Origin of the sequence: Streptomyces sp. NPDC050534 (assembly GCF_044457745.1) — a bacterium.
Lineage (GTDB): Bacteria > Actinomycetota > Actinomycetes > Streptomycetales > Streptomycetaceae > Streptomyces.
In genome coordinates, this window is sequence record NZ_JBITHF010000009.1 from 211,207 (window position 1) to 235,603 (window position 24,397).

The 24,397-nt window shown below is 68.9% G+C and carries 17 protein-coding genes and 1 pseudogene; 6 read left to right on the forward strand and 12 right to left on the reverse strand.

Features of this window, described 5'->3' with window-relative positions; translation table 11 throughout:
* Positions 1-543, reverse strand: coding sequence for a hypothetical protein (locus tag ACIBN2_RS28855; protein ID WP_399138579.1), 543 nt, complete (start codon positions 541-543; stop codon positions 1-3).
* 325 nt (positions 544-868) lie between these two features.
* Between ACIBN2_RS28855 and ACIBN2_RS28860 the strand changes: the two are divergent.
* Positions 869-1,375, forward strand: a pseudogene (locus tag ACIBN2_RS28860) (fibronectin type III-like domain-contianing protein); the annotation flags it as partial.
* An 18-nt stretch (positions 1,376-1,393) separates the two neighbouring features.
* Here ACIBN2_RS28860 and ACIBN2_RS28865 read toward each other — a convergent pair.
* The 3 genes from ACIBN2_RS28865 to ACIBN2_RS28875 form a co-directional block, all read right to left on the reverse strand.
* Positions 1,394-1,594, reverse strand: a complete 201-nt coding sequence (locus ACIBN2_RS28865) for a hypothetical protein (RefSeq protein ID WP_399138580.1) — start codon at positions 1,592-1,594, stop codon at positions 1,394-1,396.
* 160 nt (positions 1,595-1,754) lie between these two features.
* On the reverse strand, positions 1,755-5,117 hold the full coding sequence (locus tag ACIBN2_RS28870) for a GH92 family glycosyl hydrolase (RefSeq protein ID WP_399138582.1): 3,363 nt from the start codon (positions 5,115-5,117) through the stop codon (positions 1,755-1,757).
* A gap of 607 nt (positions 5,118-5,724) precedes the next feature.
* Positions 5,725-6,564, reverse strand: coding sequence for a hypothetical protein (locus ACIBN2_RS28875; protein ID WP_399138584.1), 840 nt, complete (start codon positions 6,562-6,564; stop codon positions 5,725-5,727).
* A gap of 460 nt (positions 6,565-7,024) precedes the next feature.
* On the opposite strand from ACIBN2_RS28875, the gene ACIBN2_RS28880 reads away from it, so the two are divergent.
* Positions 7,025-7,594 carry a lamin tail domain-containing protein gene (locus ACIBN2_RS28880; RefSeq protein WP_399138975.1) on the forward strand — a complete coding sequence of 190 codons (570 nt, stop codon included), beginning with the start codon at positions 7,025-7,027 and terminating at the stop codon, positions 7,592-7,594.
* Positions 7,595-8,144: 550 nt separating this feature from the next.
* Here ACIBN2_RS28880 and ACIBN2_RS28885 read toward each other — a convergent pair.
* From ACIBN2_RS28885 to ACIBN2_RS28895, 3 genes are all read right to left on the reverse strand, one after another.
* A complete protein-coding gene (locus ACIBN2_RS28885) occupies positions 8,145-9,407 on the reverse strand; it encodes an alpha/beta hydrolase (RefSeq protein WP_399138586.1) in 1,263 nt (420 codons plus the stop codon).
* 154 nt (positions 9,408-9,561) lie between these two features.
* Positions 9,562-10,158, reverse strand: coding sequence for a dTDP-4-dehydrorhamnose 3,5-epimerase (gene rfbC, locus ACIBN2_RS28890; protein WP_399138588.1), 597 nt, complete (start codon positions 10,156-10,158; stop codon positions 9,562-9,564).
* Positions 10,159-10,186: 28 nt separating this feature from the next.
* Positions 10,187-12,196 carry a glycosyltransferase family 2 protein gene (locus ACIBN2_RS28895; RefSeq protein WP_399138590.1) on the reverse strand — a complete coding sequence of 670 codons (2,010 nt, stop codon included), beginning with the start codon at positions 12,194-12,196 and terminating at the stop codon, positions 10,187-10,189.
* A gap of 333 nt (positions 12,197-12,529) precedes the next feature.
* Between ACIBN2_RS28895 and ACIBN2_RS28900 the strand changes: the two genes are divergently transcribed.
* Positions 12,530-14,425: an SMI1/KNR4 family protein gene (locus ACIBN2_RS28900; RefSeq protein WP_399138591.1), complete on the forward strand. Its 1,896-nt coding sequence runs from the start codon at positions 12,530-12,532 to the stop codon at positions 14,423-14,425.
* A 33-nt stretch (positions 14,426-14,458) separates the two neighbouring features.
* Here ACIBN2_RS28900 and ACIBN2_RS28905 read toward each other — a convergent pair whose 3' ends face one another.
* The 3 genes from ACIBN2_RS28905 to ACIBN2_RS28915 form a co-directional block, all read right to left on the reverse strand.
* Positions 14,459-15,397: a hypothetical protein gene (locus ACIBN2_RS28905; RefSeq protein WP_399138592.1), complete on the reverse strand. Its 939-nt coding sequence runs from the start codon at positions 15,395-15,397 to the stop codon at positions 14,459-14,461.
* A gap of 282 nt (positions 15,398-15,679) precedes the next feature.
* Positions 15,680-18,274 (reverse strand): rifamycin-inactivating phosphotransferase, encoded by a 2,595-nt coding sequence (rph, locus tag ACIBN2_RS28910; RefSeq protein WP_399138593.1) that lies wholly within the window; start codon positions 18,272-18,274, stop codon positions 15,680-15,682.
* A gap of 469 nt (positions 18,275-18,743) precedes the next feature.
* Positions 18,744-19,412 (reverse strand): transglycosylase SLT domain-containing protein, encoded by a 669-nt coding sequence (locus tag ACIBN2_RS28915; protein ID WP_399138594.1) that lies wholly within the window; start codon positions 19,410-19,412, stop codon positions 18,744-18,746.
* A 175-nt stretch (positions 19,413-19,587) separates the two neighbouring features.
* Here ACIBN2_RS28915 and ACIBN2_RS28920 point away from each other — a divergent pair, with 175 nt between their 5' ends.
* Entirely contained in the window at positions 19,588-19,959 is a 372-nt protein-coding gene (locus tag ACIBN2_RS28920; protein WP_399138595.1) for a hypothetical protein, read from the forward strand.
* A 151-nt stretch (positions 19,960-20,110) separates the two neighbouring features.
* Here the strand turns inward: ACIBN2_RS28920 and ACIBN2_RS28925 are convergent, their stop codons facing one another.
* Positions 20,111-20,398: a DUF4190 domain-containing protein gene (locus tag ACIBN2_RS28925; protein ID WP_399138596.1), complete on the reverse strand. Its 288-nt coding sequence runs from the start codon at positions 20,396-20,398 to the stop codon at positions 20,111-20,113.
* Positions 20,399-20,924: 526 nt separating this feature from the next.
* Between ACIBN2_RS28925 and ACIBN2_RS28930 the strand changes: the two genes are divergently transcribed.
* Positions 20,925-21,377, forward strand: a complete 453-nt coding sequence (locus ACIBN2_RS28930; RefSeq protein WP_399138598.1) for an SsgA family sporulation/cell division regulator — start codon at positions 20,925-20,927, stop codon at positions 21,375-21,377.
* A 307-nt stretch (positions 21,378-21,684) separates the two neighbouring features.
* Positions 21,685-23,604 (forward strand): N-acetylmuramoyl-L-alanine amidase, encoded by a 1,920-nt coding sequence (locus ACIBN2_RS28935; protein ID WP_399138599.1) that lies wholly within the window; start codon positions 21,685-21,687, stop codon positions 23,602-23,604.
* A 93-nt stretch (positions 23,605-23,697) separates the two neighbouring features.
* Here ACIBN2_RS28935 and ACIBN2_RS28940 read toward each other — a convergent pair whose 3' ends face one another.
* The gene (locus ACIBN2_RS28940; protein ID WP_399138601.1) at positions 23,698-24,348 is read right to left on the reverse strand and encodes a phosphatase PAP2 family protein; all 651 of its coding nucleotides are present in this window, start codon (positions 24,346-24,348) and stop codon (positions 23,698-23,700) included.
* Positions 24,349-24,397 lie beyond the last annotated feature (49 nt).

Below are 24,397 nucleotides of genomic sequence, written 5' to 3' on the forward strand. Positions count from 1 at the left end.
TCAGGCGGTGCGGTCGAATGCCGTCACGGGGCGCGGGCCCGCGGGGAGTTGGTCCTCGCGGACGACCATGCGGCTCCGGATGAAGATCGTGGCCAGGCGGGTGATCACCTCGGTGAGCGCCATGAGCACGAACGCGGCCACCCAGGCGTCGCCGGTGGTGATGTGGTGGGTCAGGCTGAAGCGGGCCACGTCGTCGGCGCCGCCGTGGTCGACCCACACCTGGAAGACCATGCGCGCGCCCATGCCGAGCACCCACAGGAGGGCGGAGACGGCGCCCGCCTTGATCAGGAGGTGTCCGCCTGCCGCTCGGATCCTGGTGAAGATGCCGCCGGCGATGCCGAGCGCCGCCCCGGCGGCGACCAGGGCGCCGATCAGCACCGGGTCGTTGCCTGCGGTGGGCACGCTGTGCAGGTAGTGCGAGGCCACGAAGGCCACGATCCCCAGCGGAATCAGGTAGGACTTGAGGTCCAGTCGGGCTTCCCGCAGTTGCCGGAAGACGATGAGGACGAGGGCGATGTCGGTGATCCAGTCGGTCGTGGTCATGTCTCCATCGTGCTGACACGAGGTCTCGCACACCTGGACCCATGGGTGGAGGTACAGGTGGAGATCAGCGAGCGCCCGTCTACGACCGCCGACAGCCCGCCGCTCAACCGTGCGTCCCCCGCGAGCCCACCACTCGCATGGCCCACCCGAGGCTGTGCAGGAAGCTCTCCTCGACCTGATCATCGGGGATGCCATGCCCTACGTGGTCCGCGCCGGGCACCTCCATCACTTCGACCGGCGCTCCTGCCGTCTCCAGGTTCGCGGCCCGCCCGTGTCGTCGAGCCACCTGCAGCTCTTTGCCGTCCTCGACGTGGACGGCACACAACTGCGGTCCGTACCCCGCTCGGCCGCCCAACTGCCCGTCTTCTACAACGGAAAGGACCACCGCTACCGCGGTTACGTCGACCAGAGCGCCCTGCCACGCCACGCCTTCGGCCACGGGCTGTCGTACACGAGTGTCGAGTAGGGACCTCCACGCCTGTCGAGCCGCCAAGTCGGCGCCGACGCACCGGATCTGACGTGCCGGGTCACCGTCCGCAACACGGGGTCGCGGCCGGCGCATGAAACGGTCCAGCTCTACGTCCGCCGTCTGTCGGGCGGCACGTCCTGGCCGCGCGTCCGTGAACTGCGCGGCTTCGCCCGCCTCGACATCGCTCCCGGCGGTGAGGTGGAGGCGGTGTTCGCGATTGACCACGACACGCTGGCCTCCGTCGACCGGGACCTCTGCCGCACGGTGGAACCCGGGGAGATCGAAGTGGAGGCAGGCCCGGCATCCGACCGAACTCAGGGGGCACGACTGGAGATCACGGCTCCCGTTGGGCAGAGGGGTTGACGGCTCTGCGGTGGCCGCCTACTGGTAGCAGGGGTTTCCGCACAGAATGGTGACCGTGCCGCTGCCGCCGGCCGGTGTGGCAGCGCTGTCGTGGGTGGTGACCGTGGGCGTCCTGCTGGTCTCCCACGGCATCGGGGCCGCCATCGCCGGTGCGCCGAGGGCGCCGAACGCGGCCGCTGCCACGAATGCCACGGCGATCGCGCGCTTGCGCAGACTCATCTCTTCTCCTCCTTGGTCATGGCCGTTTCCTGCTCCATCGTGCGGGCGTGCCGGCTGGGCGAACAGCTCACGAACCGTTCATCCATGGCCGGTTCGGCCAAAGCGGGCTGGTTCCGGGCATGATGCCCGGAACCAGCCCGCGGGTGGCTAGGGCCGTGCCTCAGTGGCCGTAGCCGTAGGCGAACAGGTGGCCCGTACCCGTGGAGCCTGTCACCGGAAGGGTGATCGACGCGATCTGCTTGGAGGCGTCGAGGGCGACCTTCGTGGCGAAGACGTAGGTCTTGACGCCGTCCCGGCTTCCGCTCGCGGTGTTGCGGTAGGCCGTGGTGACAGCGGTCGTGTCATCCGGAAGCGGCTTGCTCCCTCCTCCGTTGAGTGTCCAGTCCGAGAAGCCCACCGTGGCCTTGGTGGTGGTGCCGTCGGTGTAGGTGACGGTGAGCGTGCCCGAGACCCCGCTGCCGTCGGTCGGTGCGTTGGCCGCCGCGCCCAGCAGGCCCAGCGACGCACCGGAGGTGCCGGCCGGCATGGGGATGGTCTGGCCGGCCATCTCCAGGTTGTCGGGCTGACCGGAGGTCACTGTCGGCCAGGTGTAGGAGATGCCGTCGGCCGTGATGGTGGAGCCGCTCGTGACGCCTGCCGTCGACAGCGCGTTCTGCGAGTACGCCCAGCCGCCGCCGTCGAACCCGGACGAGAAGCCGGCGCCGTCAGGGAAGATGCCCTCGTTGGTGTCGTACGGCCACAGCGCACCGGCCTTGGCCACGGCCACGCGGAGGGTCGCACTGCCCAGTGCCGCGCCGGTCGAGTGGTCGGTCAGGGCGAAGGTGGCCGGGAAGGTTCCTTCGTTCGAGCCCGCCGTCACATGGACCTTCGTCTCGGCGCTGCCCGAGGCGGCCACGGTCAGTGAGCCGGACGCCGTGTCGAGCGTGACGCCGTCGGGTGCGGTCGCCTTCCAGTCGGCCGTGACGGACTTGCTGCCGAGGTTGGTCAGCTTCAGCGTGGCGTCACCGGACGCGCCCGGCTCGAGGACCAGGCCGTCGCTGGTGGGACCGGTCGCGGCCAGTACCCGGTCACCGCCCGTGGTGTCCGACGGCGGCGCCGCGGACGGGCCGGACGCCCAGGAGGTGTTGGGCTGGGTGCCGAGCGTGAAGTCGAGCGTGCCCGCGCCCGCGAACTGCTGGTACGTCAGCCAGGAGGTCTTCCACGCCTTGCCCTTGACGTCGAGCGACTGCACGTACGGCGCGTCGGGCGCGGCCTGCGGCGCCTTGATCTGCACCGCCTTGCCGCTGCCGAGGGTCACCTTGGCCACCGGGAACGCCGGGCTGCCGAGCACCAGGGTGTCCGCGCCGGGGGTCTCGGGATACATGCCGAGCTCGGACCAGACGTACCAGGAACTCATCGCGCCGAGGTCGTCGTTGCCGAAGGAGCCGACCGGGGCGTTGAAGTACAGCTTCTGCTGGGCGTCACGTACGGCCGCCTGGGTCTTCCACGGCTCGCCCGTGTAGGCGTACTCCCAAGGGATCTCGACGCTGGGCTCGTTGCTCAGGTCCGCATCGGTGCCGCCGGGGTGGGCAACGTTGTCCAGCAGGCTGTCCAGGTAGGACGAGTACGCCTTCGTGCCGCCCCGTGCCTGGATCAGCTGCCGCAGGTTGAAGGGGACCATCGGCGTGTACTGGGCCGACGTGCCCTCCACGAAACCGTTGGAGGTGCCCGGGGTGAAACCGCCCGCGAACTGGCCGTTCTTGTTCTTGCCCTGCATGTAGCCGGTCTGCGGGTTGAAGACGTTCATCCAGTCCTGAGCGCGGGTGGCGAACTTCGTGTAGACGGACGTCTTGCCCAGCGACTTGGCGAACGCGGCGATGGCGTAGTCCGCGGAGTCGTACTCCAACTGCGTGGAGACCGGGCCGTAGAAGTTGCAGCAGCCGTAGTCGTTCTCGTCCAGCGGGAGGTAGCCCTTGGCGTCCCGCACCGACTCGCCGGGGCGGTCGTTGTTCGGGACGGTGGCCTCGTGCTGCAGGGCGGCGAGCGCCTTGCTCGTGTCGAAGCCGCGGGCACCGAAGGCGTACGCGTCGGCGATGATGCCGGCGGCCGGGTCACCGACCATCACGTAGCTCTCGCCGTTGTTCGAGGCCCACTTGGGCAGCAGACCCGTCTGGTCGTACCCGTTGAGCATCGAGGTGACGACGTCGCTGGTGACCTTGGGCTCGACCATCGCCATCAGCTGGGTCTGGGAGCGGTAGGTGTCCCAGCCCGAGTAGTTGGCGTACTGGGCCTGTTGCCCCTTGGCCAGCTTGTGGACCTGGTTGTCCATGCCCATGTACTTGCCGTCGGCGTCCGAGAAGACGTTGGGGTGCAGCAGCGCGTGGTAGAGGGCGGTGTAGAACTGCACCTGCTGGTCCGTGGAGCCGCCGCCGACCTGGACCTTCTTCAGTACCGCGTTCCAGGCGTCGTGGTTGGCCTGGGCGACGGCGTCGAGGTTCCAGTTCTTGATCTCGCGGGAGAGGTTGAGCGCGGCGCCCGTGTCGGTCGTGTACGAGACGCCGACCTTCGCGCGCACCGTCGTGTTGGAGGAGGTGTCGAAGGTCAGGTACATCCCGTTGGCGCCGGTCGTGGGCGGTTCGGCCGCACTGCTCGCCGCGTTGTTGCCGGCGGACGTCCGGGGTGTGCTGCCGGCGCTCGGTGCCGGGGACGGGCTGCCGGTGTGCGTGCCACCGCTGGTGCCGTGCACGGTCGGGGACGGCGCCGCGGGAACGGTGAAGTGCTTCTCCTTCAGCGGTGCCGACGGGTGCGTCTGCAGGTTCTGCCGTACCTTGCCCGCCTTCAGCGAGGTCGCGCTCGGGTTGATCGTGCCGCCGACCCAGGTGCCGCTCGTGGTGAACGGCTGGTCGAACTTGATGTCGAAGTGCAGCGTGTACCTGTTGCTCGCGCCGCAGAAGTGACCGCTGTCGACCGAGCCGCTGATCTCCTTCTTGTTCACCACCTGGACACGGGTGCCGTCCACTTGCGTGGCGCCACCGCTGAGCTTGAACAGCAGGTTCGCCTGCTGCCCCGCGGGGAAGGTGAAGGCGCCCAGGCCGGCGCGGGTGGTGTCGGTCAGCCGGGTCGTGACGCCGTTGGCGTCGGTCACCTTGTAGGAGCCGATGCCCGCCTTCTCGTCGTCGTGGCTGAAGCCGACGGACGTGCTGCCGAGGCTGCCGGACAGCGCGCCCGTGACCGGCAGGATGGGCAGGTCTCCCGCGACGCCGCAGCCGGGGCCCGAGACGTGGGTGAGGCTGAAGCCGGAGAGTTTCTTGTCGTCGTACTCGTAACCGCCGCCCGAGGGGCGGTCGGGCGTCGTGTCGGGACCCCACTGCACCATGCCGGCCGGCATGTCGGGGCCGGGGAAGGTGTCCACCGCGCCGGACGTCCCGATGAGAGGGTTGACCAGGGACGCGGGGTCCCCGACAAGCGCCGGCGCCGCGGCGCTCGCGGCATGCGCGCCTCCGATCGCGGGGAGCGGAAGCACGACGATGCCCAGGACGGACACCACGGCCAGGCGCCGGCGGAATCTTTTGCGGTTACGTGGCTCAGCTGAACGTCGGGGTCTGACCATCTGTTGCCTCCGCAGCGTTTCCCACTTCGCACATGAGGAGCCGGCGTGCCGAAAAGGGCGCACGCCGACGACAGGCAACAGTGCCGGTCACCCGAACCACCTGACAACGTTGCCATGCACGAGAGTTGAGTGAAACGCCTGAGCTTGCGGCATGTCAACGAGGCCAACAGAACTTTCTGAGAACGGAGTTCACAGGCGCGCGGTCTGAACGCTGCCGTTCACCTGGATGCGCGAGCCCGGAGGCGCAGGCGGGAGTTGGGACTCAAGTGTGGTTCCGCTCATAGGATGTGACGCATAGTCGCCCGGGACGTCATCGGGCATGAGCTCGCCCGCCGCAAACCGCAACGTGGTCGGTTCCACGTCTCCCGGGCGCCCGAATGGATGGCCAACTCCCGCAATAGCGTGGACACATCTACGACGATGGTGTGCCCGCCCCCGCGCCGAGGCGGGCCGTGTGATGCGTCGGCCCGCCTCGTGTGTGGCCGTGCTGGACGACCTTGTCGGCGTCGGAACCACTCCGCTCCGCACGCCGCCAAGCCGTTCAGGCCGCCTGCCGGGTCACGCTCGCACGGTCGGCGACGTCCTTGCGCGTGATCGACAGGTACACCACCAGGCCGAGGATGACCGCAAGGAACAGCACGCTGGTGACGACGGTGCCGAAGCCGAGGCCGCCGTCGCCGGTCGGCTGGGAGAGGTAGTCGCCGATCGAGGCGCCGAGGGGGCGGGTGAGGATGTAGGCGATCCAGAAGCTCCACACCGCGTCCAGGCCGAGGGCGAAGTGGGCGACCCCCACGGCCGCGATGGCCAGGGCGAAGAGGATGGCCGACAGCCAGTAGCCGAGGTCCATCCGCTCGGAGACCAGGTCACCGGCCGCGGTGCCCAGGGCGAAGGTGAACAGGACCGCGAGCCAGTAGAAGGACTCCCTGCTCCGGGTGTCGATGCTGTGGATGGACAGGGTTCGCTCCCGCCGGTACCAGACGACGAACACGACGGCGAGGACGACCGCGAACACCGTTGTGCTGGTCTCCAGCGGCACCCCCATGTTGTCGGTCAGGTTGTCGCTGATCAGGGTGCCGACGACGCTGATCAGGGCGACGGCCAGCCAGTACACGCCCGCCCGGTAGGTCGCGGTGCGGAACTGGACCACCAGCACGACCGCCAGCAGGGCGCTCATCAGCACCGAGACGCCGGTCAGGCCGAGACCGGCCTTCTCGTTGAGCAGGTCGGCCGCAGTCTCGCCGACCGTCGTGCACAGGACCTTGATGATCCAGAAGTAGACGGTGACTTCGGGCACCTTGTTCCAGCCCAGGCGGCGTGCGTGGCGCACGGGGCCATTCGCGTCCAGTGAGGCTTCCGGTGTGTCGGACAGTTCGTAGGTCATGAGGCACGACCGTGCCAGCGGTTACCTGAACGCTTCCTGACTACGCACGGGTGATCACCTTCCCCACAGGTCCCGTCCCGCTCACCCGCACGGCGGCCCCGGCCTGTTACTCACTTTCGGGTGAACACCCTCATCGAGGTGGGGTGGCGGAAGCCGGCGCACAGACGCGGCGCACCAGTATTGCCAAGGAATATGCGCCTGACACTTCGTCAACACAGAACATTCAGCCATTAAATGGGCAATACATCCGAGAGTCACAGAAACCTGTGAGATCTGCAATACCCTTCGCAATTCCCCCATACACCCGGTGCACAAGTTGCACGATGCGGTTGTGCGGCCGACCGGCCTCACGCTCAGCACAACGCACCCCACCCGCCTGCGTTTTCGATGCCGCTCCGGGCTGGGGTGTGCGCTCCTCATGAAGGAGGACCTAGTGTCCGCTGCTTCTTCCGTCCGTCGTATGACCGCGGCCGCCGCCATCGCCGCCGGCATCGTGGGCGCGGTCGCGCTGCCGGCCACAGCCGCCGACCACGACCACGACCACGGCCGCCGGCACGCCGAGGTCGTCATCAGCGACGTGCAGCACGTCTCCCCCGACCGGGAAACCCGCTCCAACCGCTCCCTGAACAGGGAGTGGGTGGAGATCACCAACAACTCCCGCCGGACGGTGAACCTCGACGGCTGGACCCTCGCGGACAGGGAGGGCCACACCTACACCTTCCACCACTACCGCCTGGACGGCCGCTCCACCGTCCGCGTGCACACCGGCATGGGCCGCGACACCAGGACCGACCTCTACCAGGACCGGCGCATGTACGTGTGGGACCGCTTCGCCGACACCGCGACCCTGCGCAACGACCATGGGCGCTTCGTCGACGACGCCTCCTGGGGCCGCCACCACCGCGACGAAGACCGCGGCGAACACCGGGGCGACCACCGCGACGGAGACCGCGGCGAACACCGGGGCGACCACCGCGACGGAGACCGTGACGGACACCGCGACGGAGACCGCGACGGAGACCGCCACTGACGATCCGGTAGACGGCGCCGCTCACTGAACCGACGCCGCCAGGTGGGCCACCTCCCGGGGTGGCCCACCTCTTCGCATGCGTGCGCACCCGACTCCGCCCGCGGCGGTTCAGGGCTGTGCCGGAAGCCGCAGATTGCGGTCGCGGACGCAGTCATCGCCTCCCACGCTCGGCGCCCTCAACAGCCCTCCGTCCGGCTCCCGTTCGCACGTGCCGACGGGGCCGCGTATTCATACCGACGCGAGAGGAGCCGGGCGGTCGGATGCGGAGTACCGTCGAGGGACGTCACTTCTGAACGTCGGCTGCCGAGTGACCCTCGGGAGCAGGAAAGGCCATGGGCCGGCCGCCCCAGCAGGTGCGGTGGCCGCCGCCGACGCGAGGAACGAGGCTCCCCTCCCCTCTTCCTCGCGCACGGTCCTCCGCGCCTGCGAGACGCGGGAGTATCCACCGTCAACGCGCCCGGAGGACCGGGGTTGGAGCCGCCGTGTCGGCGCGGCGGCTCCAACCAAGCCCGTAGAACGGCACGGGCACAGGCCCCCGTGCCGCCTTACGTCACCTGCGCCTGGTGGCAGGCTTCGACGGCTCGGCGCCCGAGGCGCGCACCGTGGTGTGGCCCGGCTTGTGGAGGTGCCGCGGCACGACGTCCTGGGGGAAGGTCAGCTGCTGGTTCATCCACTTCAGGGTGGCCGGCATCTCCCGTACCCAGGTCGGGAAGTTGTGGCTGCCCTGGTTGGGCAGGATCGAGACGACACGCATGGGTGCTTTGACGGCCTTGATGAAGGCCAGGGTCTGGGTGTATCCCCGCTCACCGTGCTTGCTGTCGGCGACCAGGACGGAGACCTGGGGCACGGGAAGGTGCTTGAGCCGCCACATGAGGTCGTGCCCGTTGACCCGGTTCACGCGGCCCAGCCCGCTGCCGAAGAGATTGCCGGTCGTCGGGTCGTCCTTGACCTTGTAGTCGGGCGAAAGGGCACCGGCCGTCGTGTACACGTGGGGATTGCGCATCGTCAGCTGCAGGGCACAGCTGCCGCCGGAGGAGTAGCCCATGACACCCCAGGAACTGGCGTCGTGCCCCACCCTGTAGACGGACTTCAGGGCTTGCGGGAGGTCCTTCGCCAGGAAGGTCTCGGTCTGCGGTCCGCCCGGGACGTTCACACACTCGGTGTCACGCGGCGGAGCGATCGTCGGCCGGATCATCACCATGATGGTCGGCTGCATCTGGCCGCTCTTCTGCAGCTCTCCGGCGGTCTGTGACACCCGCAGGTACTGCGCAAGGTTGAAGATGCTGCCCGGGTAGCCGCTGAGCGCGACGATCACCGGGAAGCGCTGCCTGTGGTACGCCTTCTGGAAGTACTGCGGCGGCAGGTAGACGTAGGCCGGGTCGACGACACCCGTGCGGCGGCCGATGACCTTCACCGACTCGACCCGCCCGTTCACCGCTGCGGGGCCGGTGGGCAGCCCGCTGACCTTGCTCAACCGCCCGTCGCCGGAGGGCTGCACCAATGCCCCCTTCACGGAGACGCCGGTCAGTGACCCGTCGCCGTTGTTCCCGGCCGCCTGTGTGACACCGACGGGAGCGGTGTCGACGTTGCCGAAGAGCTCGCCCCACGAGCCGAAGAACTGGTACGACGAGTTCAGCCAGCAGGCGAAGGCGGCGATGATCGCCACCTGGGTCACTCCGACGGCCGCCAGCCGTCCGAGCACCTGCCACAGACCCTGCTTGGCAAGCCGTGGCCAGAGCCAGACCAACAGCGCCACACAAATGACGGACACCGCCGCCATCACGTACACGGTCGTCTCGCTGGTCAAGCCCATGCCACTCAATCCCCGGTTTCCTTGCCCGTGGTCTTTCCGACACCCAGGAGGAGGGCTACGGGCCCTTCCACGTTCCCCAAGAAACGCTAATGGGACAAAGACCTCGGCCCTTCCGTGTGTCATCGGAAGGGCCCGTCCTGCACCTGAGCAGCTGTCAGTCGACGCGGAGGGTCCTGCGGTATGTGACGCAGTCCTCATACAAGGGGAGCAGTCCCTGTGCCTCCGCGTCGGCCAGCGTCGGGGCCTGTTCGTCCTTCGGGGACAACAGGGGGTCGATGCCGGCCGGCCACTCGATGGCGAGGTCCGGGTCCAGCGGGTTAATACCGTGCTCACGCTCGGGGGCGTAACCCTCGGTACAGAGGTAGACGACCGTCGCGTCGTCCGTCAGGGCGAAGAAGGCGTGGCCGAGGCCCTCGGACAGGTAGACGGCGTGGTGGGTCTGGTCGTCGAGGCGGACGGCCTCCCACCGCTTGTACGTCGGTGAACCGACGCGGATGTCGACGATGACGTCGATGACCGCGCCGAGCACGCACGTGACGTACTTGGCCTGGCTCGGCGGAACATCGGCGAAATGGATGCCGCGCAGGGTGCCACGCTTGGAGATGGAGCAGTTGGCCTGGGCCAGATTGAGGTTCTGGCCGGTCACCTCACGGAACTCGGCGCCGCGGAACCATTCGTGGAAGCTGCCGCGGTCGTCGGGGAAGACCTTGGGTTCCAGTACCCAAGCGCCCTCGATGCCCAGTGGTCGCACGTATTGATCCTTGCTCGCGTGGTGTCGGTTACTTCTTCAGAGCCCGGCGGAGTTTGCCGGCCGCGCGGCGCAGGAACGTCAGCCCCGCACGGCGCGAGGCGGGCCTGCGACGCCCGGGATCCTTGGCTGCCAGGTCGGCGGCCGCGGCAGCGAGATGCCTGACCGCTGCCCCACCACTCGCCGGGACGTCGAGGGCCAGCGGGAGTGCCACCGGCTCGCCGGCTCCGCTCGACGGCATGATCAGCTCCAGCCGCCACTGACCGTCGCCCAGCTCACCGAGCGGTAGACCGGCACGCAGCTCGGCGCCTCCGGTCAGGCGGGCGCTCACGGTGGCGGAGAGGTCGGCCGAACGGCCGGTGGCGACGTTCGTCAGCTTCAGGGTCGCCTCGCTCTCGCCCTGGATGTGGAGCGGAAGGGCGACGGTGAGACGGTCGGGGCCGGTGGCCACGGTGACGTCGGCAGGGGTGAGGCCGGCGAACTCGTACGAGATCCTGTCGGTCCTCTGGTCGACGTCGAGCGAGAGGTTGCCGTGCGGGTCGGTCCAGTACGGCAGGACCAGGCGGGCCGGCGAGCCGACGACGGCGGCGCGGCGTCCGCGGCCGGCCTCCTCGCTGCGCACGGAACCGAGGCGGGTGTCCTTGGTCCAGCCGCAGGCGGTGATGCGGACGAAGACGTCCCAGATACCCGCGTCCAGTGCGACGCCGTTGGCCGCCGTCAGCGGGTCGAGCCGTGCGGTGGCGCGCAAGATGTGCCGGAAGTATCCCTGCCGCCCCTTCACGGCGGCCTTCTCCCGGGTGAACTCGACAGGCTGGAAGAACTCCGCGGCCGACACGCGCTCACGCACGACGACGTCCACCTTGGACTTGGCCAGCGGGGCGGAGGTGTCCGCGCCGAGCTGGGCGATGGCGTCCAGGCTGGCCCGTGGCAAGGGCGGAACGAGCAGGTCCTTGTCGCCGTCGGCACGGAAGGTGATGGGCTCACCGCCCGACTTGTACTCGGCGGTGAGGCCGATCGTCAGCTTGCCGCCCTCCCAGCCGAGGCTTTCGAGGACGCCGGAGGCCTTGATCCCCGACTCCCACCGGGCGAACTCCTCGAGGTCGGCGAGCCGGTCGGCCACGATCAGGTCGGCGACGATCCGCTGCGTGGTCTGCAGACCGGCCGCGACTCCAGGTCCGAAGCGTTCGACGACCACCTTGTGGATCTCGTCGAACAGCTCCCGGCGGTAGTCGGCGGGCAGCTTGAGCAGCCGCTGCCCGCGCATCCTCTCGACCATCTCGTTGCGCAGCCAGCGGCGGAAGAGCCGGTCGCGCAAAGGGCCGGGCTCGGTGAGCTCCTCCACGACGTCGAGGGCTTCACGGAGGTTCTTGAAATAGCCGACCGGATCGAATCGCTGGAAGCCCGCGTTCGAGGCGTCGTCGCGCTTGACGTGGTAGTAGCACAGGTAGTCACTGAGAACGGCGACGTTCTCCGCCCGCAGGTATGCCTCGGTGACGAAGACGTGGTCCTCCAGACGGCGGCGCCCCTCCATGTAGCGGAGGTTGTGCTTGTCCAGGAACGCCTTGCGGAACATCTTGTGCGGGGTGAGGCTGTCGATCAGCGGGGCGTTCTCGACGTTCGCGTACGGGCGGTTCTTTCGGAACAGCTCCCGCGGCACCGGGCGGCCCTTGCCGACCATCTTGCCCACGATCACGTCGGCGTTGTGCTCCACGCCGTAGTTGTACATACGTTCAAGAGCTTCGTCGCCCAGCCAGTCGTCGTTGTCCACGAACTGGATGAACTCACCCTTGGCAGCCTCGATGCCGACGTTGCGGGGCTTGCCCGACCAACCCGAGGGCTCTTGGTGAACGACGTGCATGTGGGGGTGCTCGGCGGCGAGCCGGTCCAGCCGCTCGGGCGTCTCGTCGGTGGAGCCGTCGTCGACGAAGATCGCTTCGTACTCGTCGCCCGGCAGGCTCTGGCGCAGTAGAGAGGCGATGCAGTCCTCGATGTATGGGCCCGGGTTGTAGACCGGGATCACGACGCTCACCTTGATCGGCACGTGTCTTTTCCGTCTCCGTTGCTGAGTGACTTCGTGAGGGCCGTCTCGGCCCGCACGGGCTCGCGGGCATGGCCGCGGCCGACCGGGCGCCCTGCCGGCACGCCCGTGTCGTACAGGCGGGACAGGACCATGGACGGCCGCCACCGGATCTACTACGTCCTGTGCGGCTTAACCTACTACATGTCGTAGAGTGCGGCCATCGACGCACACCACCAAGGGCAGCAGCTCAAAGGCCCAGCTCCCCACCGAGGCGGACGGCGTCCCGAGCCGTGAAAGGCTCTCGAGATGGACCGTCGGCGCAGCGTTGTCAGTGCCGGCTGAGACCATCCGATCATGAGTAGAGGACCTTTTGACTGGCACACATTCTTAAGACGCTGGCAGGAGGAATGGGTTCCACGCGCGGGCGACCAATTGGACGGAGGGCGGACCGCCGCCACTCCGAGCAGGCCCGGGGCGGACGAGGCGGCGATCGCCGCGGCCGAGGAGCGGCTGGGGCGCCGGCTGCCGCCCTCCTACCGGGAGTTCCTGGCCGTGAGCGACGGGTGGCACGTCGACCAGATGGCCGGTGTCTATCAGCTCGGCGGTGCCGCGGACATCGACTGGTTCCGGGATCCATACGACCTGACCTCGCAGTACGAGGAGGATCTCGGCGACGACCCGTCCTACGAGGACGTCCTGCTGGCCGGGATGTGGCGGCGCGCGCTGCGACTGGAGACGGACTCCGACGCGTCGTACGCCCTGCTCGACCCGGGCGACAGCGACCAGGACGGCGAGTGGGCGCTCTACGTCTACAAGGCCTGGGGCGGTGAACTGCCCGACCGGTACCCGTCGTTCCGCGCGTACATGGAGGCCATGTACCGCGGCTTCCACGCCGACCGGGCGGCTCGAGCCGACTTCGTGAACGCGACCACGCGCGCCCAGGACGCCCATGTCGACGAGGCCCGCCTGCTGGCCCTGCGCGGACGGCACGAGGAGGCTCTGGCCCTGCTCGTGGAGGCAGCGTCCTACGGGCGGCCGGGCAGCGCCGCCCTGCTGAACCAGCTCCGGCAGCTGCCGGAGCCGCGTACCTCCCCGGGCTACGGCAATCTGGTGGCCGACTCGCGCTACCTGCCCGAGATTCTGCCCCTGGAGGCGTTGACGCCGGCTCGTGGCGGCTCAGGGAGGCCGGGCGAGGACGACCACTGGCTGGGGATGATGGCCGCTCGCGGCGTCGATCGGAAGACCGCTGAGGCGGTGCTGGGCGCGATGCGCGGCGGCACCCATCGATACGCGCCCGAGGGTCCATGGGGCCAGGCCGTGGCCGAGGCACGGGAGTTGGCCCGTTGGGGAGGAAATGACGCCGCGTGGCGGGTCCTGCGGGACGCGCTTCCGCACTGGGAGGCTCCCGGGCCCTTGCTGATCGCGCCCATCGGCCTGCTCGCCGATCCGGTCCTGGGTCCGCTGATCACCCCCGAGCGTGGGCGGGAGATCCTCGCCACACCACGGGCCGGACATAAGGGAGTTGCTCCCGAACCGGTGCCCGATCTCGACCCGCCGGGGCTGGCCTGGCTCACGGAGCATGAGGCGAACCGGTGGGGGATCGACGGGTACCGCTGTGTCTGGGCCGAGGGGCTCGACCCCGCCTGCCTGCCCACCCTGATCGGCGAGGAAGGCGCGGAACTGAGCGCGCCCACCGATCCGCGCATGGCCTCCCGGCGGGCCCCCCAACCCCACGAGCGGGAGGGCGTGGAACTCTGGGAGGACCGCGCCGTGGTCGCCGCCGGGCGCACGGCCGAGAGGTGGGCCTTCGCCTTCGACGGCTACTCCCACCACCACCTGAACAACAGGCTGTTGTCCCCCGCACCCGCCGCCTCCTCCTCCGGACGCGCGGTGGTGGTCTGGCGCGAGCCGAGGTCCTCGTCCCCGCAGGGCCCCCCGGCCGCGTTCCACCTGTCGGTGGCCGAACAGGGCGTGGAGCTCTACGCGTTCACCGTGCAGGGCCGGGAGATCGACCGATCCGGCGCGATACCCGAAGCCCTCGACCCCGCACGGCTGTTCCGCCCAGGAGACACCGAACTGGACTGCGAAGTACGAGTGTTGCAGGCCCTGCACACCGAACTCGGCCTCTCACTCCCCCGCTTCGCCCTCACCAGAGGCAGACTCCCCACCTTCACCACCCGGTCCTGGACCCGGGCACCACGCGACGGCGAGGCGTTCGCCTACCTCGCCGTCGTACGGCGCAGGCCCTGAGCTCGGCAGGGCCCGCCCTCGCGCAGGGCCGTCTCAGTTGGGCAGTTCGACGTTCCACGTGCGGTTGCCCGCCGGGTCCGCGGTGATCGGCGCCGGCGCGTCCGGGTTCTGGGGGTCGAACACCGACTCCACACGGTGGACCATTTCGTCGCTGGTCCAGAACGGCTCGTTCTTGGTGAACCGGCCACCCAGCTTGCGACGGACCTTCCAGCGGAACCTGACCTCGTAGGAGGAGAGCCAGTAGCCGTTCGTCATCCTCATGTTGCCCGAGAACCCGGGGCTGTCGTGGAAGGAGATGCGATCGGCCGCGTTGACGATGGTTCCGTCCTCGGAGTTGTAGGGCGGGCGGAAGGGGCCGTCCACGACCCACGGGCGCTTGGACTTCTTGGGACGGTAGTTCACGGCGTCCGGAGCGATCTGACGGTTCTCGTCTGTGACCTCCTGCCAGAAGTCGTACGCGTCCTCCGCCGGCGTCGTCATCCCGTCCGCCCGCCGCAGCGTCGCCTCCTGCTCGAAGCCGATCTCCTGGTTGCCGGCCAGCGACTGCGTCCGGGGGCCGACGTAACGGGAGGTGAACTGAAGCGTGGGATTGCCGATCTCCTCCGGCTCCTCCGCCTTCTCCTTGCCCTTCACCGACGTCCCGGCCCTGCCGCTGCGCGTGGTCCTGGTCGCCTGCTGCTCCTTGTCGACCCGCTGCTGCTGATGCGGCGGGCTCTCGCCCCGCTCGATGCCGACGTCGTCCTGGGTCCGCTTCGAGCTCGTGGTTCGCGCAGCCCAGGGGATCTTCGCCGCCCCGCTGCCCTCCCCGACCACCCGGCTCACCGCCGTGTTGCCCGCGGTGCGCTGGAGGGCGATCGCCTGGGCAGGCGTCATCGAGCCGTGGCCCGGGGCGAAATGACGCTCGTGTGCGCCGTCCTCGGACGGCCGTATCCGGTACCCGGCGGCCTCGGTCTCCTCCCGCCCTTCACGCATACGCACAGCGGACACTCCCCTCGGTTCGGCGGCATACCTCCGCCCGGCGGCCCAGCAGCGCACCGGAACACAATCCACGCAACGCTAAACGGCCGAGGAACGGCACTTCAAGAACGCCCGTACATTCGGCGGGGCAACGGAAATTGCCGCCGAGGGCAACCGCGCCCCGCTCCTTCAGGCGGCGAGGACCGGAACGCGGGTGCCGCAGCCCCGGCCCTCGTCACACCTCAGCGGCAGACCCGCCCCCGTGGCTCGTGCGCAAGCGCTCCTCGGCGCGCTCGGTCAGGACAGGATCTCGACGTACCCGTCGGTTCCGTGCACGCGGATGCGCTGCCCGTCCCGGATCAGCCGGGTGGCCCGCTCCACGCCGACGACAGCAGGCAGACCGTACTCCCGGGCGATCACCGCGCCATGGGTCATCAGACCGCCAACCTCCGTCACCAGACCCGAGATTCCGACGAACAAGGGCGACCAGCTGGGATCGGTGAAGGACGTGACCAGAATGTCGCCCGCCTCCAGATCGGCCTCCGCCATGTCGAGGATGACGCGGGCCCTGCCCTCGACGGTCCCGGCCGAGACCGGCAGCCCGACCAGGGCACCGGCCGGTACGCCATCACGACGGTAGGCCCCGGTGACGGCCTCGCCGTCCGACGTGAGAACGCGCGGTGGTGTGAGCGCCTGGCACGAGCGGAACGCGTCTTTGCGCTGCTGGATGAGCTGTTCATCCACCTGGTTCGAGCGTACGGAGTCGTGGAACTCCTGGAACGTGAGGTAGAAGACGTCCTCCTTCTCGCGCAGCAGGTTGGCCTGCACGAGGCGTTCGGCCTCCTCCAACAGGGCCTGCTTGTAGACGAAGTAGCGGCTGACGATGCCGTACTTCGGGTATTCCCGGTACCCGATGAAGGTCCGGACCCGGTCGATCATCCGCTTGGCCTCATCGGCCTTCCGCTCCCCGTCCGGCAGGGCCCGCAGGCGTGACAACACGTCCTGTTCCTTCTGCTGCGCGGCCTGGCGCCCTTGCTCGAAGCGCCGCTGGGCCGCGCCCGGTTCGAAGTTCCTCACGTTGTCGAGGATCACCGGCACGAGCGAGCTGGGACGCTCGCGCCAACGCGGCCTGGTGATGTCGATCTCGCCGACGCAGCGCACACCGTACCGGTCGAGATATGCCTCGATGGCGTCGCGCGCTTCGGCCCCGCCCGCCACCTTCGCCAACTCGTCGAGGAAGCCCTCGTCCTCGACGCCCTGCAGGAAACCGACCACCTCCGGATGCGGGCGGATCACATCCGCGACGTCGAGCAGCGCCAGCCCCATCTCCGAGGTGACGTTGCCAGGGGCGGACAGGGTGAGCGTGTCAGCCGCGCTCTTCTCGCCGAGCCACTCCTGCAGGTTGTCGTTGAGCCACCACGTGGCCTCCATCCCCGCCATGATCGCCTGAATGTTCAGCGGATCGCCGAGCGCTCTCTTGTGCTCCTCGAATGCCTCCAGGAGGAAGTCGAACAGCGCCGGTCCGGTCTTCGTCCGGATGTCTCGCTGCAGCGTGGCGATGGCCGCCTGACTGCGCTCGATCAGCTCGGTGACGATGGCCGGATCGGTCTCGATCGGGGCGGGCGCACCACGGGCCTGCGGCCCGCCGGGACCCTCGTCCGGGAGCGACGGGACGAAGTCCTCGCGGTCGAGGACGGTCTCCAACGCGTCCCTGATCAGCGGGTCGCCTCTCCCGATGACGTCCAGCAGGGCGGCCCGGCTCGCGGGAGACGCCAGGCGCCGGGTGACGTCGACGAACAGCCTCCCGCCCGCCTCGTGCATCGGCACCATCGCCGTCAGCTGCCACATGGAGAGCCCGAGGGGCTTCATGGGGTCGGTCATCATCTGCTGATGGCCGACGGAGACGTAGACGTGATTCTCCTGGTCGCTGTCGGGGATGGGGAACAGCGTCGTGATCGGTCGGCTCTGAACGATGTGGAAGCCGCCGTCGACCAGGCACCATTCGATGTCCTGAGGCCGGCCGAAGTGCGCTTCGATCCGCCGCCCGAGCTGCACGAGCTGCACGACCTGCGCGTCTGTCAGTGCCGGGTGCTCCTGCCGCCGGGCGTCGACCGCCGTTTCCCGCGTGCCGCCGGCCGGTAGCGCCTCAACGGCAAGCTGTTTGGCGGCGATCGTCTTTTCGACGACCTCACCGTGTCGCACCGTGAAGACGTCCGGGGTCACCAGGCCGGAGACGAGGGCCTCGCCGAGCCCGAAGCCGGCGTCCACGGTGGCGACCGTCCGATTGCCCGTGACGGGGTCGGCCGTGAACAGGATGCCGGACGCCTGCGGGAAGACCATCTGCTGCACGACCACGGCCATATGGACCGCACGGTGGTCGATGCCGTTCCGCCGGCGGTAGATCACGGCCCGCTCGGTGAACAGCGAGGCCCAGCATCGGCTGACGTGCTGAAGGATCGCCGTCGGCCCCACGATGTTCAGGTACGTGTCCTGCTGGCCGGCGAAGGAGGCCGTCGGCAGGTCCTCCGCCGTGGCGCTGGATCGAACGGCGCAGGCGGTGTGTTCGTCGAGCCGAGAGAGCGCGCGAGTGATCGCGGCAGCGACATCGGCCGGAATGGCGACATCTTCGACGGCCGAGCGAATCTGCGCGCTGAGCCTGCGGACCGCCTCCCCGTCGTCCGGGTTCACGTTCGACAGCTCATCGATCCGGTCCTGGATGGACGGCGCTTCGGCCAAGATCCGACGGAAGGCGTCGGTGGTCACGCAAAATCCACCCGGCACCCGGATGCCGTCGATCCGGGACAGCGCGCCCAGCTGTGCGCCCTTGCCGCCGACGACCTCGACCTGCGTCTCGTCGACCTCTTCGAGATCCAGCACGTACCGCCCGTTCATCGCGACACCTCCGAGGCAGCCGTGTTCCGTTGTCCCGCATTGGCCGATCGAATTTCCGGCACCTTCAGCTCTGTCGCACTTCCTACCGCGCACGTTTTCATTTCCTGAGTGCGTCTCCCCGCGGCGTCGGGCGGCGCGCCGTTTCGCGCCTTCGTCCGGCATCCACGCAACCGCACTGCCCGTCCCACCGCAGGTTCGTCGTCACCGAGTCCCCCGTACGTCTCACGCACGTCGTGCCCTCATTCCCGCAGGTTGTGGCGTCGGTCGACGATTCTGCGCCGAGACCCGGGCCTTGCCGCAAGCCCCCCGGTGCGCTATACGTTGAAAAGGGCAAGGAGAGATCTCCTTGCCCTTTGTCGTTGCGATCCGCAGAAACCCGTGTTGACGGCCCGTCATCGGCCGCAGACGACCGGCCGTCGCTCCGCTCCGGCATATGGCCGCGACGCCGAAATCCGCGGCCCCTGAGCACTCATCCCTTTGCGGCCCCGCGAGGCCCGCCGTCCTTCGCCAGGACCGCGGTGGCCCGGCTCCGATGCGCCCGGAAACGGCGCAGGTACGAACGCGCCATGGGCCCCGGCGGGACGCCTCGGGCGAACGCCCGCATGTTGCGTTCGCCCGCGTTATAGCCCATGGCCAGCAACTCGTCGCGGGTGTAGCGGCGATGGTGCCGCTCGGGGAGGCTCCGGTCGAGGTCCTTCAAATACAAGGCCGCGGCTTGGATGGCGAAGGCGGGATCGTCGCGCAGGTCGTGCCACCGCTTGGGCAGGTCGTACGTGCGCCGGACCTGCTCGAACGTCGCACGATGCATGTTGGCCACGCCGAACGACGCCCCGGGCTTCCACCACTGCCACAGCCGTTCCAGCAGTGGGTGGTGCGGCTTGTACGCCTCGTTGTGCAGCACCGTCATCACGAGCAGGGGCGACACGCCGGCCGCCTCGGCGCTGCGCACCACGCACTCGGCGTATTCGGCCGGATCGTAGCGACCGGGCCGCAACGGCGGCGTCCGGACGTCATCACCACCCGGCCCGTCGGGCCCCGGCCGCGATACCGCCGTTGACGGATCAGCCATCTCCACCCACCGCTCCCCTGCCGACCGCCCTCGCCCGGACGGCGAACTCACCACGATGTAGTACTGCACGTGCCCAGGCGGCCCGACCTCATACCCGGCGTTCATCGCCTGCCGCCTGGACGGCGCAACAGCGTGGTCCCGCATCCCGGATGCCTGTCGCGGACGGGCTGCGGACTGGGCAAGATGGGTAGCAACGTCTTGTCGGACCGGTCGTGCCGGTGCTGGACGCCGTGGTGGAGGGGGCATGAGAACGAGCATGTGGCCGTGGTTCTGCGCATGGTTCCTCGTGGGCGCCCTGGCCTCGTTGGCACTGCTGACCGTGCTCACGGTCGGCGTCTTCCTGCTGCCCATCGCCCTCGTGGCGGCCGTCTTCCTCGCCACCCGGCGCGGCCGCAGGGCGGGGCTTGCGGGTCTGGTCTCCGGGTTCGGTGTGCCGCTGCTGTACGTGGCCTTCCTCAACCGCGGGGGCCCGGGGAACGTCTGCACCACGACGGCGACCGGTCAGTCGTGCGTGGACGAGTACAGTCCCTGGGGGTGGCTGGCCGCCGGGGTGGTGTTCCTCATCGCCGGGATCGTGCTCGGTATGGTTCTGCAGCGCAGGACGCCTCTCCGCTGACGCCACGCCGCCAGACAGGCGCAGAGACACACCCTCAACCACGCCACGTCAGAGCTGGTTGGCCGCGGGTGCGCTGCTGTCAGAGGTGCGAGGTGGCGGCCGGTCCTCGACCGGCGCCCACCCCATACCCCTGCGGCTGCCCAGGTCGCTGTCAGCCGCCCACGTACCAGCCGAATCCGCCGTTGTTGGCAGCGACGAGCAGGAGCACCAGCCACAGGACGACGTCGACGATGCCGAGGATGATGCCGGCCTTCGCCATTCCGGCGCCGTTCTTCACCGATGCCTGACGGCGGGCGACGGCACCGAAGATGACGGCCAAGGGGCCAAGGACTATGTTCAGGAAGAACAACCCGACGATGCCGCAGCACAGGCTGGCAATCGCCAGGCCGTTGGTACGCGATCCGGACGACGTGGCAGAGGAACCACCGTAACTCGCCATGGAATACTCCCAGTTGTCGGGGCACGGACCCAAGAGGCCGCGCGCTGCTCTCCTTTGACTTGTGTGTCCGAATGCCCCTTCATGGCGGTCCCATGTCCATGGGTCCACAGAACCTCGACCTTGCCCGTCCGTGTGTGCAGGATCTGCGCGCCCCGGCACGCGAGGTCAGCTGCGGTCGGGACGTTGAACACAGGTTCCCGGCACATATGTAGGGTCGCCTCGCCGCAGCGCCACGCTTCCCAAACGTAGAAATATCCATCATGGTGAATATGCCAAGGGCGCGCACTTCCCAGGCAAGGCCGGTCTTCCGGGAGCATAAGGACGACCACGCGCGCGAGGAAGCGCGAAGCAGGCCACGGAATGGCTGTCCGCTGCCGCAAATCCACCCTCAACTCACAAGCGGCAGAGGGACGTGGCGTTCACGCAGCCTCGTGCCCGCGACCGCGCGGGATCCGTTACGGCTCGCCCCCGACGCTCGACCTTCAGATCAACGTGCCGTCATACGGAGCAGGAGTGAGGTTTTCGGGTGCACCCCTACGGTCACGAGAACCAAGAGCTGGACGCCCTTGTCGCCGGCCGGATGAGCCTTGGTGAAGGCGGCTTGCACATGTGCGATGTTCAGATGCGATACAGCGCCCGTGATCCTCTGGTGGTCCGTCTGTCGGCGTCTCGCACGGACCCCTTCAACTCCGGCCTGTACTGCGGCTTGTGCGTGGTCTCGCGTGATCTGCTGCGCGCCGGGCTGAACGGCCCCGCCGGGATCTGCAAGGTGCACGTCGTGCCGGTGGCCTTGCCCGACCGGCGCCTGCAAGTCGCCATCCTGATCCGCGGCCAGGGGCAGGACCTGAAGGTGGTGCTCGACCATCAAGCGGTTCTGCTGTATTTGAAACGCACGTACGCGATTGTGCCGTTGGGGATGGAAACCGCAGGAATCGACATCGACCGGGAGATCGACCAACTCCTCGAGGACGACACCTGATTCAATAACACCTGGTTCCCCGACGCGACGCGTGCCGGCTCCACTCGCCCACGTCCGGTGGCACGGCGGATGTCACGACGCCACGTCCCGGGTCCGGTGGGTCGACACCGCCGCTTCATGACGTCCGTAGTCACGGCTTATGACCTTCAAATACCCTTCCGTGAGCCGAGGTTGACGCCGGTTCGCCCGGAGGAGGATCATCCACATTCGACGTGGCGAGGGCTTGTTCTCGCCGGGCCCGCAGCCGTGCGTGCACCGGCCGGCCCATCCCACTCATTTGATTCTCTTCAGCTTCGGGGACTATTTCATGACCACTAGACATGCCGGACACGCGGACGCGTCACGGCGCCGCCGCCGGGCTCTGCTGGCCGCGGGTGCCACACTGGTCGTCGCGGGGGCGATGGCCGTTCCGGTGACAGCACTGGCGACCGATGACACCGGTTCGGCGGCGACCGGACTGGAACAGGACTTCGCAACCGCCGCCACCCAGTACCACGTCCCGCGCCAGATACTGATGGCGGTGGCGTACCAGGAGTCCGCCTGGGACACCCATGCCGGGCAGCACAGCACGGACGGCGGCTACGGGCCGATGCACCTCACGGACGTCACCCCCGCCATGCTGGCCGGCGGCGACGCGGGCGCGGCGGGCCGCGGTGATCTGGCCACGATGGCCGCGGACCCGGCCCTGCACACCCTCCAGGCCGCCGCGAAACTCACCGGTCTGTCCGCCGAGGAGCTGCGTAGCGACCCGTCCGCCAACGTCCGCGGCGGCGCGGCGCTGATCGCCTCGTACCAGAAGAAGGCCACCGGCAGCACCTCCACCGAACCCGGCAACTGGTATGCGGCTGTGGCCCGATACAGCCAGTCCACTCAGCGCCAGGGTGCCGCGGCCTTCGCCGACCGGGTCTTCGCCACCCTGAAGAAGGGCGTCGACCGCACCACGCCGGACGGCACGCACCTGACACTGAAGGCCGACAGCGAAGTCCGCCCGGCCACCGGCCAGTTGGCCGCCCTGCGCCTGAAGTCCGCGGCGGCCACGGACGTCGAATGCCCCGCCACCGTCGACTGCTCCTTCGTCCCGGCGTCACCGTCCAACGGCCAGGTCTCCAACCGCCCCGCCGACGGCATCCGCATCGACACCATCGTCATCCACGACACGGAGAGCTCCTACGACGCCGCCATCTCCACCTTCCAGACGGCGGGCGGCAGCTCCGCGCACTACGTCATGCGCTCGTCCGACGGCGCGGTGACGCAGATGGTGCCCACGAAGGACCTCGCCTTCCACGCGGGCAACTACTCCACCAACATGCACTCGATCGGCATCGAGCACGAAGGCTACGCGGCGCACGGTGCCACCTGGTACACCGAGGCGCAGTACGAGGCCACGGCCGACCTGGTGAAGTACCTCGCCGACCGCTACGACATCCCGCTGGACCGCCAGCACATCATCGGCCACGACAACGTTGCCGGGCCCAAATCCTCACTCGTCGCGGGCATGCACTGGGACCCGGGCCCGTACTGGGACTGGAACCACTTCATGAACCTGCTCGGGGTGCACACCGGACCGCATGGAGTCGGTCCCGTCGGCTCCGCCGTCACCATCGCGCCCCGCTTCGACGACAACCAGCAGACGGTCCAGATCTGCCCCTCCGACGACCCCACCGGCGCCATCACCGCGTGCACCGAGACCACTCAGGCGTCCGACTTCGTCTACCTGCGCACCGCTCCCAGCGACACCGCCCCGCTCTTCGGGGACCAGGCGATCCACCCGGGCGCGGCCGGCACGGACCGGATCAACGACTGGGGCAGCACCGCCCAGGCGGGCCAGCAGTTCGTCGTGGCCGACCAGGACGGCGACTGGACCGCCATCTGGTACAGCGGCGCGAAGGTGTGGTTCCACAACCCGCACGGCTGCAACACGGCCCCGGCCCACGGCGTGCAGGTGATCAAGGCCGCCGGCATCTCCCCGGTGGCGGTCTACGGATCCAGCTACCCCGACGCCTCCGAATACCCGTCGGGCCTGTCCCCCTCGGCCCAGTCCCCGCTGAGCATGTACGACGTCCCGGCCGGCCAGGCCTACGTCGCCACCCGGCCCCCGGCCCTCACGGACGACTTCTTCCCCTCCAGCGGCACGGTCGTGACCGGCGCCAAGCCGATGTACACCATCCAGTACAACCACCGGGTCGTCCTGGTGTACGCCTCGGCGGTCACGGCCGAGGACATGTGACGGTCCACTGACCGCACACCGGCAACGGAGACCGGGGATCACGGAACGCGCCGGGCACATCAGTGCCCGGCGCGGATCTTCTTCGGACGGCGGTCACGGTGCGTGCTGCGCGACCTTCGGGGGCTCGGCGGTCAGCAGGGGGCGGAGCGCGCCGTGGTTCAGGGACGCGACCAGCGGCGTGCCCCAGCGGCGCAGCGCGAGGCTGGTGAGGTAGGCGATGGGCAGGGCGAGGATCACGGAGGCCAGGACGTCATGCGGGTAGTGGTCGCCGACGTAGACCCGGGAGAAGCCCTCTATCAGGCCGAACACCGCGGCGATGGCGCTCAGCCGGCGGTCCAGCAGGAACAGGGCGGCCACGGTGGCGGCGGCCACGGTGGCGTGCCCACTGGGCAGCGAGTAGTCGGAAGGCGCCGGACAGGCGTCGACCAGGTACGCGTGGGGCATCGACCGGCACGGCCGTGCCTCGGTCACGAGCTTCTTGACCACCTCGGCAGCGGCGAAGGCCACCACGACCGCGACCGGCGCGGCCAGAGCGACGGTCATCGCCTCGGTGCCGCGGCGACGGGCCTTCCACCACCCCATCACCATGAGCACTGCGAACACACCCAGGCCGAGGTTGGTCCACACCTCCATGGGGGTGTTCAGCCACTTGGTGTCGCGGGCGAAGTCGGTGATGGAGGTGAACAACGAGCCGTCCATACCGGACCCGTCGAAGGCCAGTTGCGCGGTGGCGGCCGCGGTCATGGGCATGTCCTTCCGTGTCGGCGAGGCGCCGCTGAACGACGCGGCGCCG

Excerpts from the sequence above, each read along its gene's own strand:
- ACIBN2_RS28855 (WP_399138579.1), bottom strand. The coding sequence starts at position 543 with ATGACCACGACCGACTGGATCACCGACATCGCCCTCGTCCTCATCGTC.
- ACIBN2_RS28865 (WP_399138580.1), bottom strand. The coding sequence starts at position 1,594 with ATGAGTCTGCGCAAGCGCGCGATCGCCGTGGCATTCGTGGCAGCGGCC.
- ACIBN2_RS28875 (WP_399138584.1), bottom strand. The coding sequence starts at position 6,564 with ATGACCTACGAACTGTCCGACACACCGGAAGCCTCACTGGACGCGAAT.
- ACIBN2_RS28880 (WP_399138975.1), top strand. The coding sequence starts at position 7,025 with ATGACCGCGGCCGCCGCCATCGCCGCCGGCATCGTGGGCGCGGTCGCG.
- ACIBN2_RS28885 (WP_399138586.1), bottom strand. The coding sequence starts at position 9,407 with ATGGGCTTGACCAGCGAGACGACCGTGTACGTGATGGCGGCGGTGTCC.
- ACIBN2_RS28900 (WP_399138591.1), top strand. The coding sequence starts at position 12,530 with ATGAGTAGAGGACCTTTTGACTGGCACACATTCTTAAGACGCTGGCAG.
- ACIBN2_RS28905 (WP_399138592.1), bottom strand. The coding sequence starts at position 15,397 with ATGCGTGAAGGGCGGGAGGAGACCGAGGCCGCCGGGTACCGGATACGG.
- rph (WP_399138593.1), bottom strand. The coding sequence starts at position 18,274 with ATGAACGGGCGGTACGTGCTGGATCTCGAAGAGGTCGACGAGACGCAG.
- ACIBN2_RS28920 (WP_399138595.1), top strand. The coding sequence starts at position 19,588 with ATGAGAACGAGCATGTGGCCGTGGTTCTGCGCATGGTTCCTCGTGGGC.
- ACIBN2_RS28925 (WP_399138596.1), bottom strand. The coding sequence starts at position 20,398 with ATGGCGAGTTACGGTGGTTCCTCTGCCACGTCGTCCGGATCGCGTACC.
- ACIBN2_RS28935 (WP_399138599.1), top strand. The coding sequence starts at position 21,685 with ATGACCACTAGACATGCCGGACACGCGGACGCGTCACGGCGCCGCCGC.
- ACIBN2_RS28940 (WP_399138601.1), bottom strand. The coding sequence starts at position 24,348 with ATGACCGCGGCCGCCACCGCGCAACTGGCCTTCGACGGGTCCGGTATG.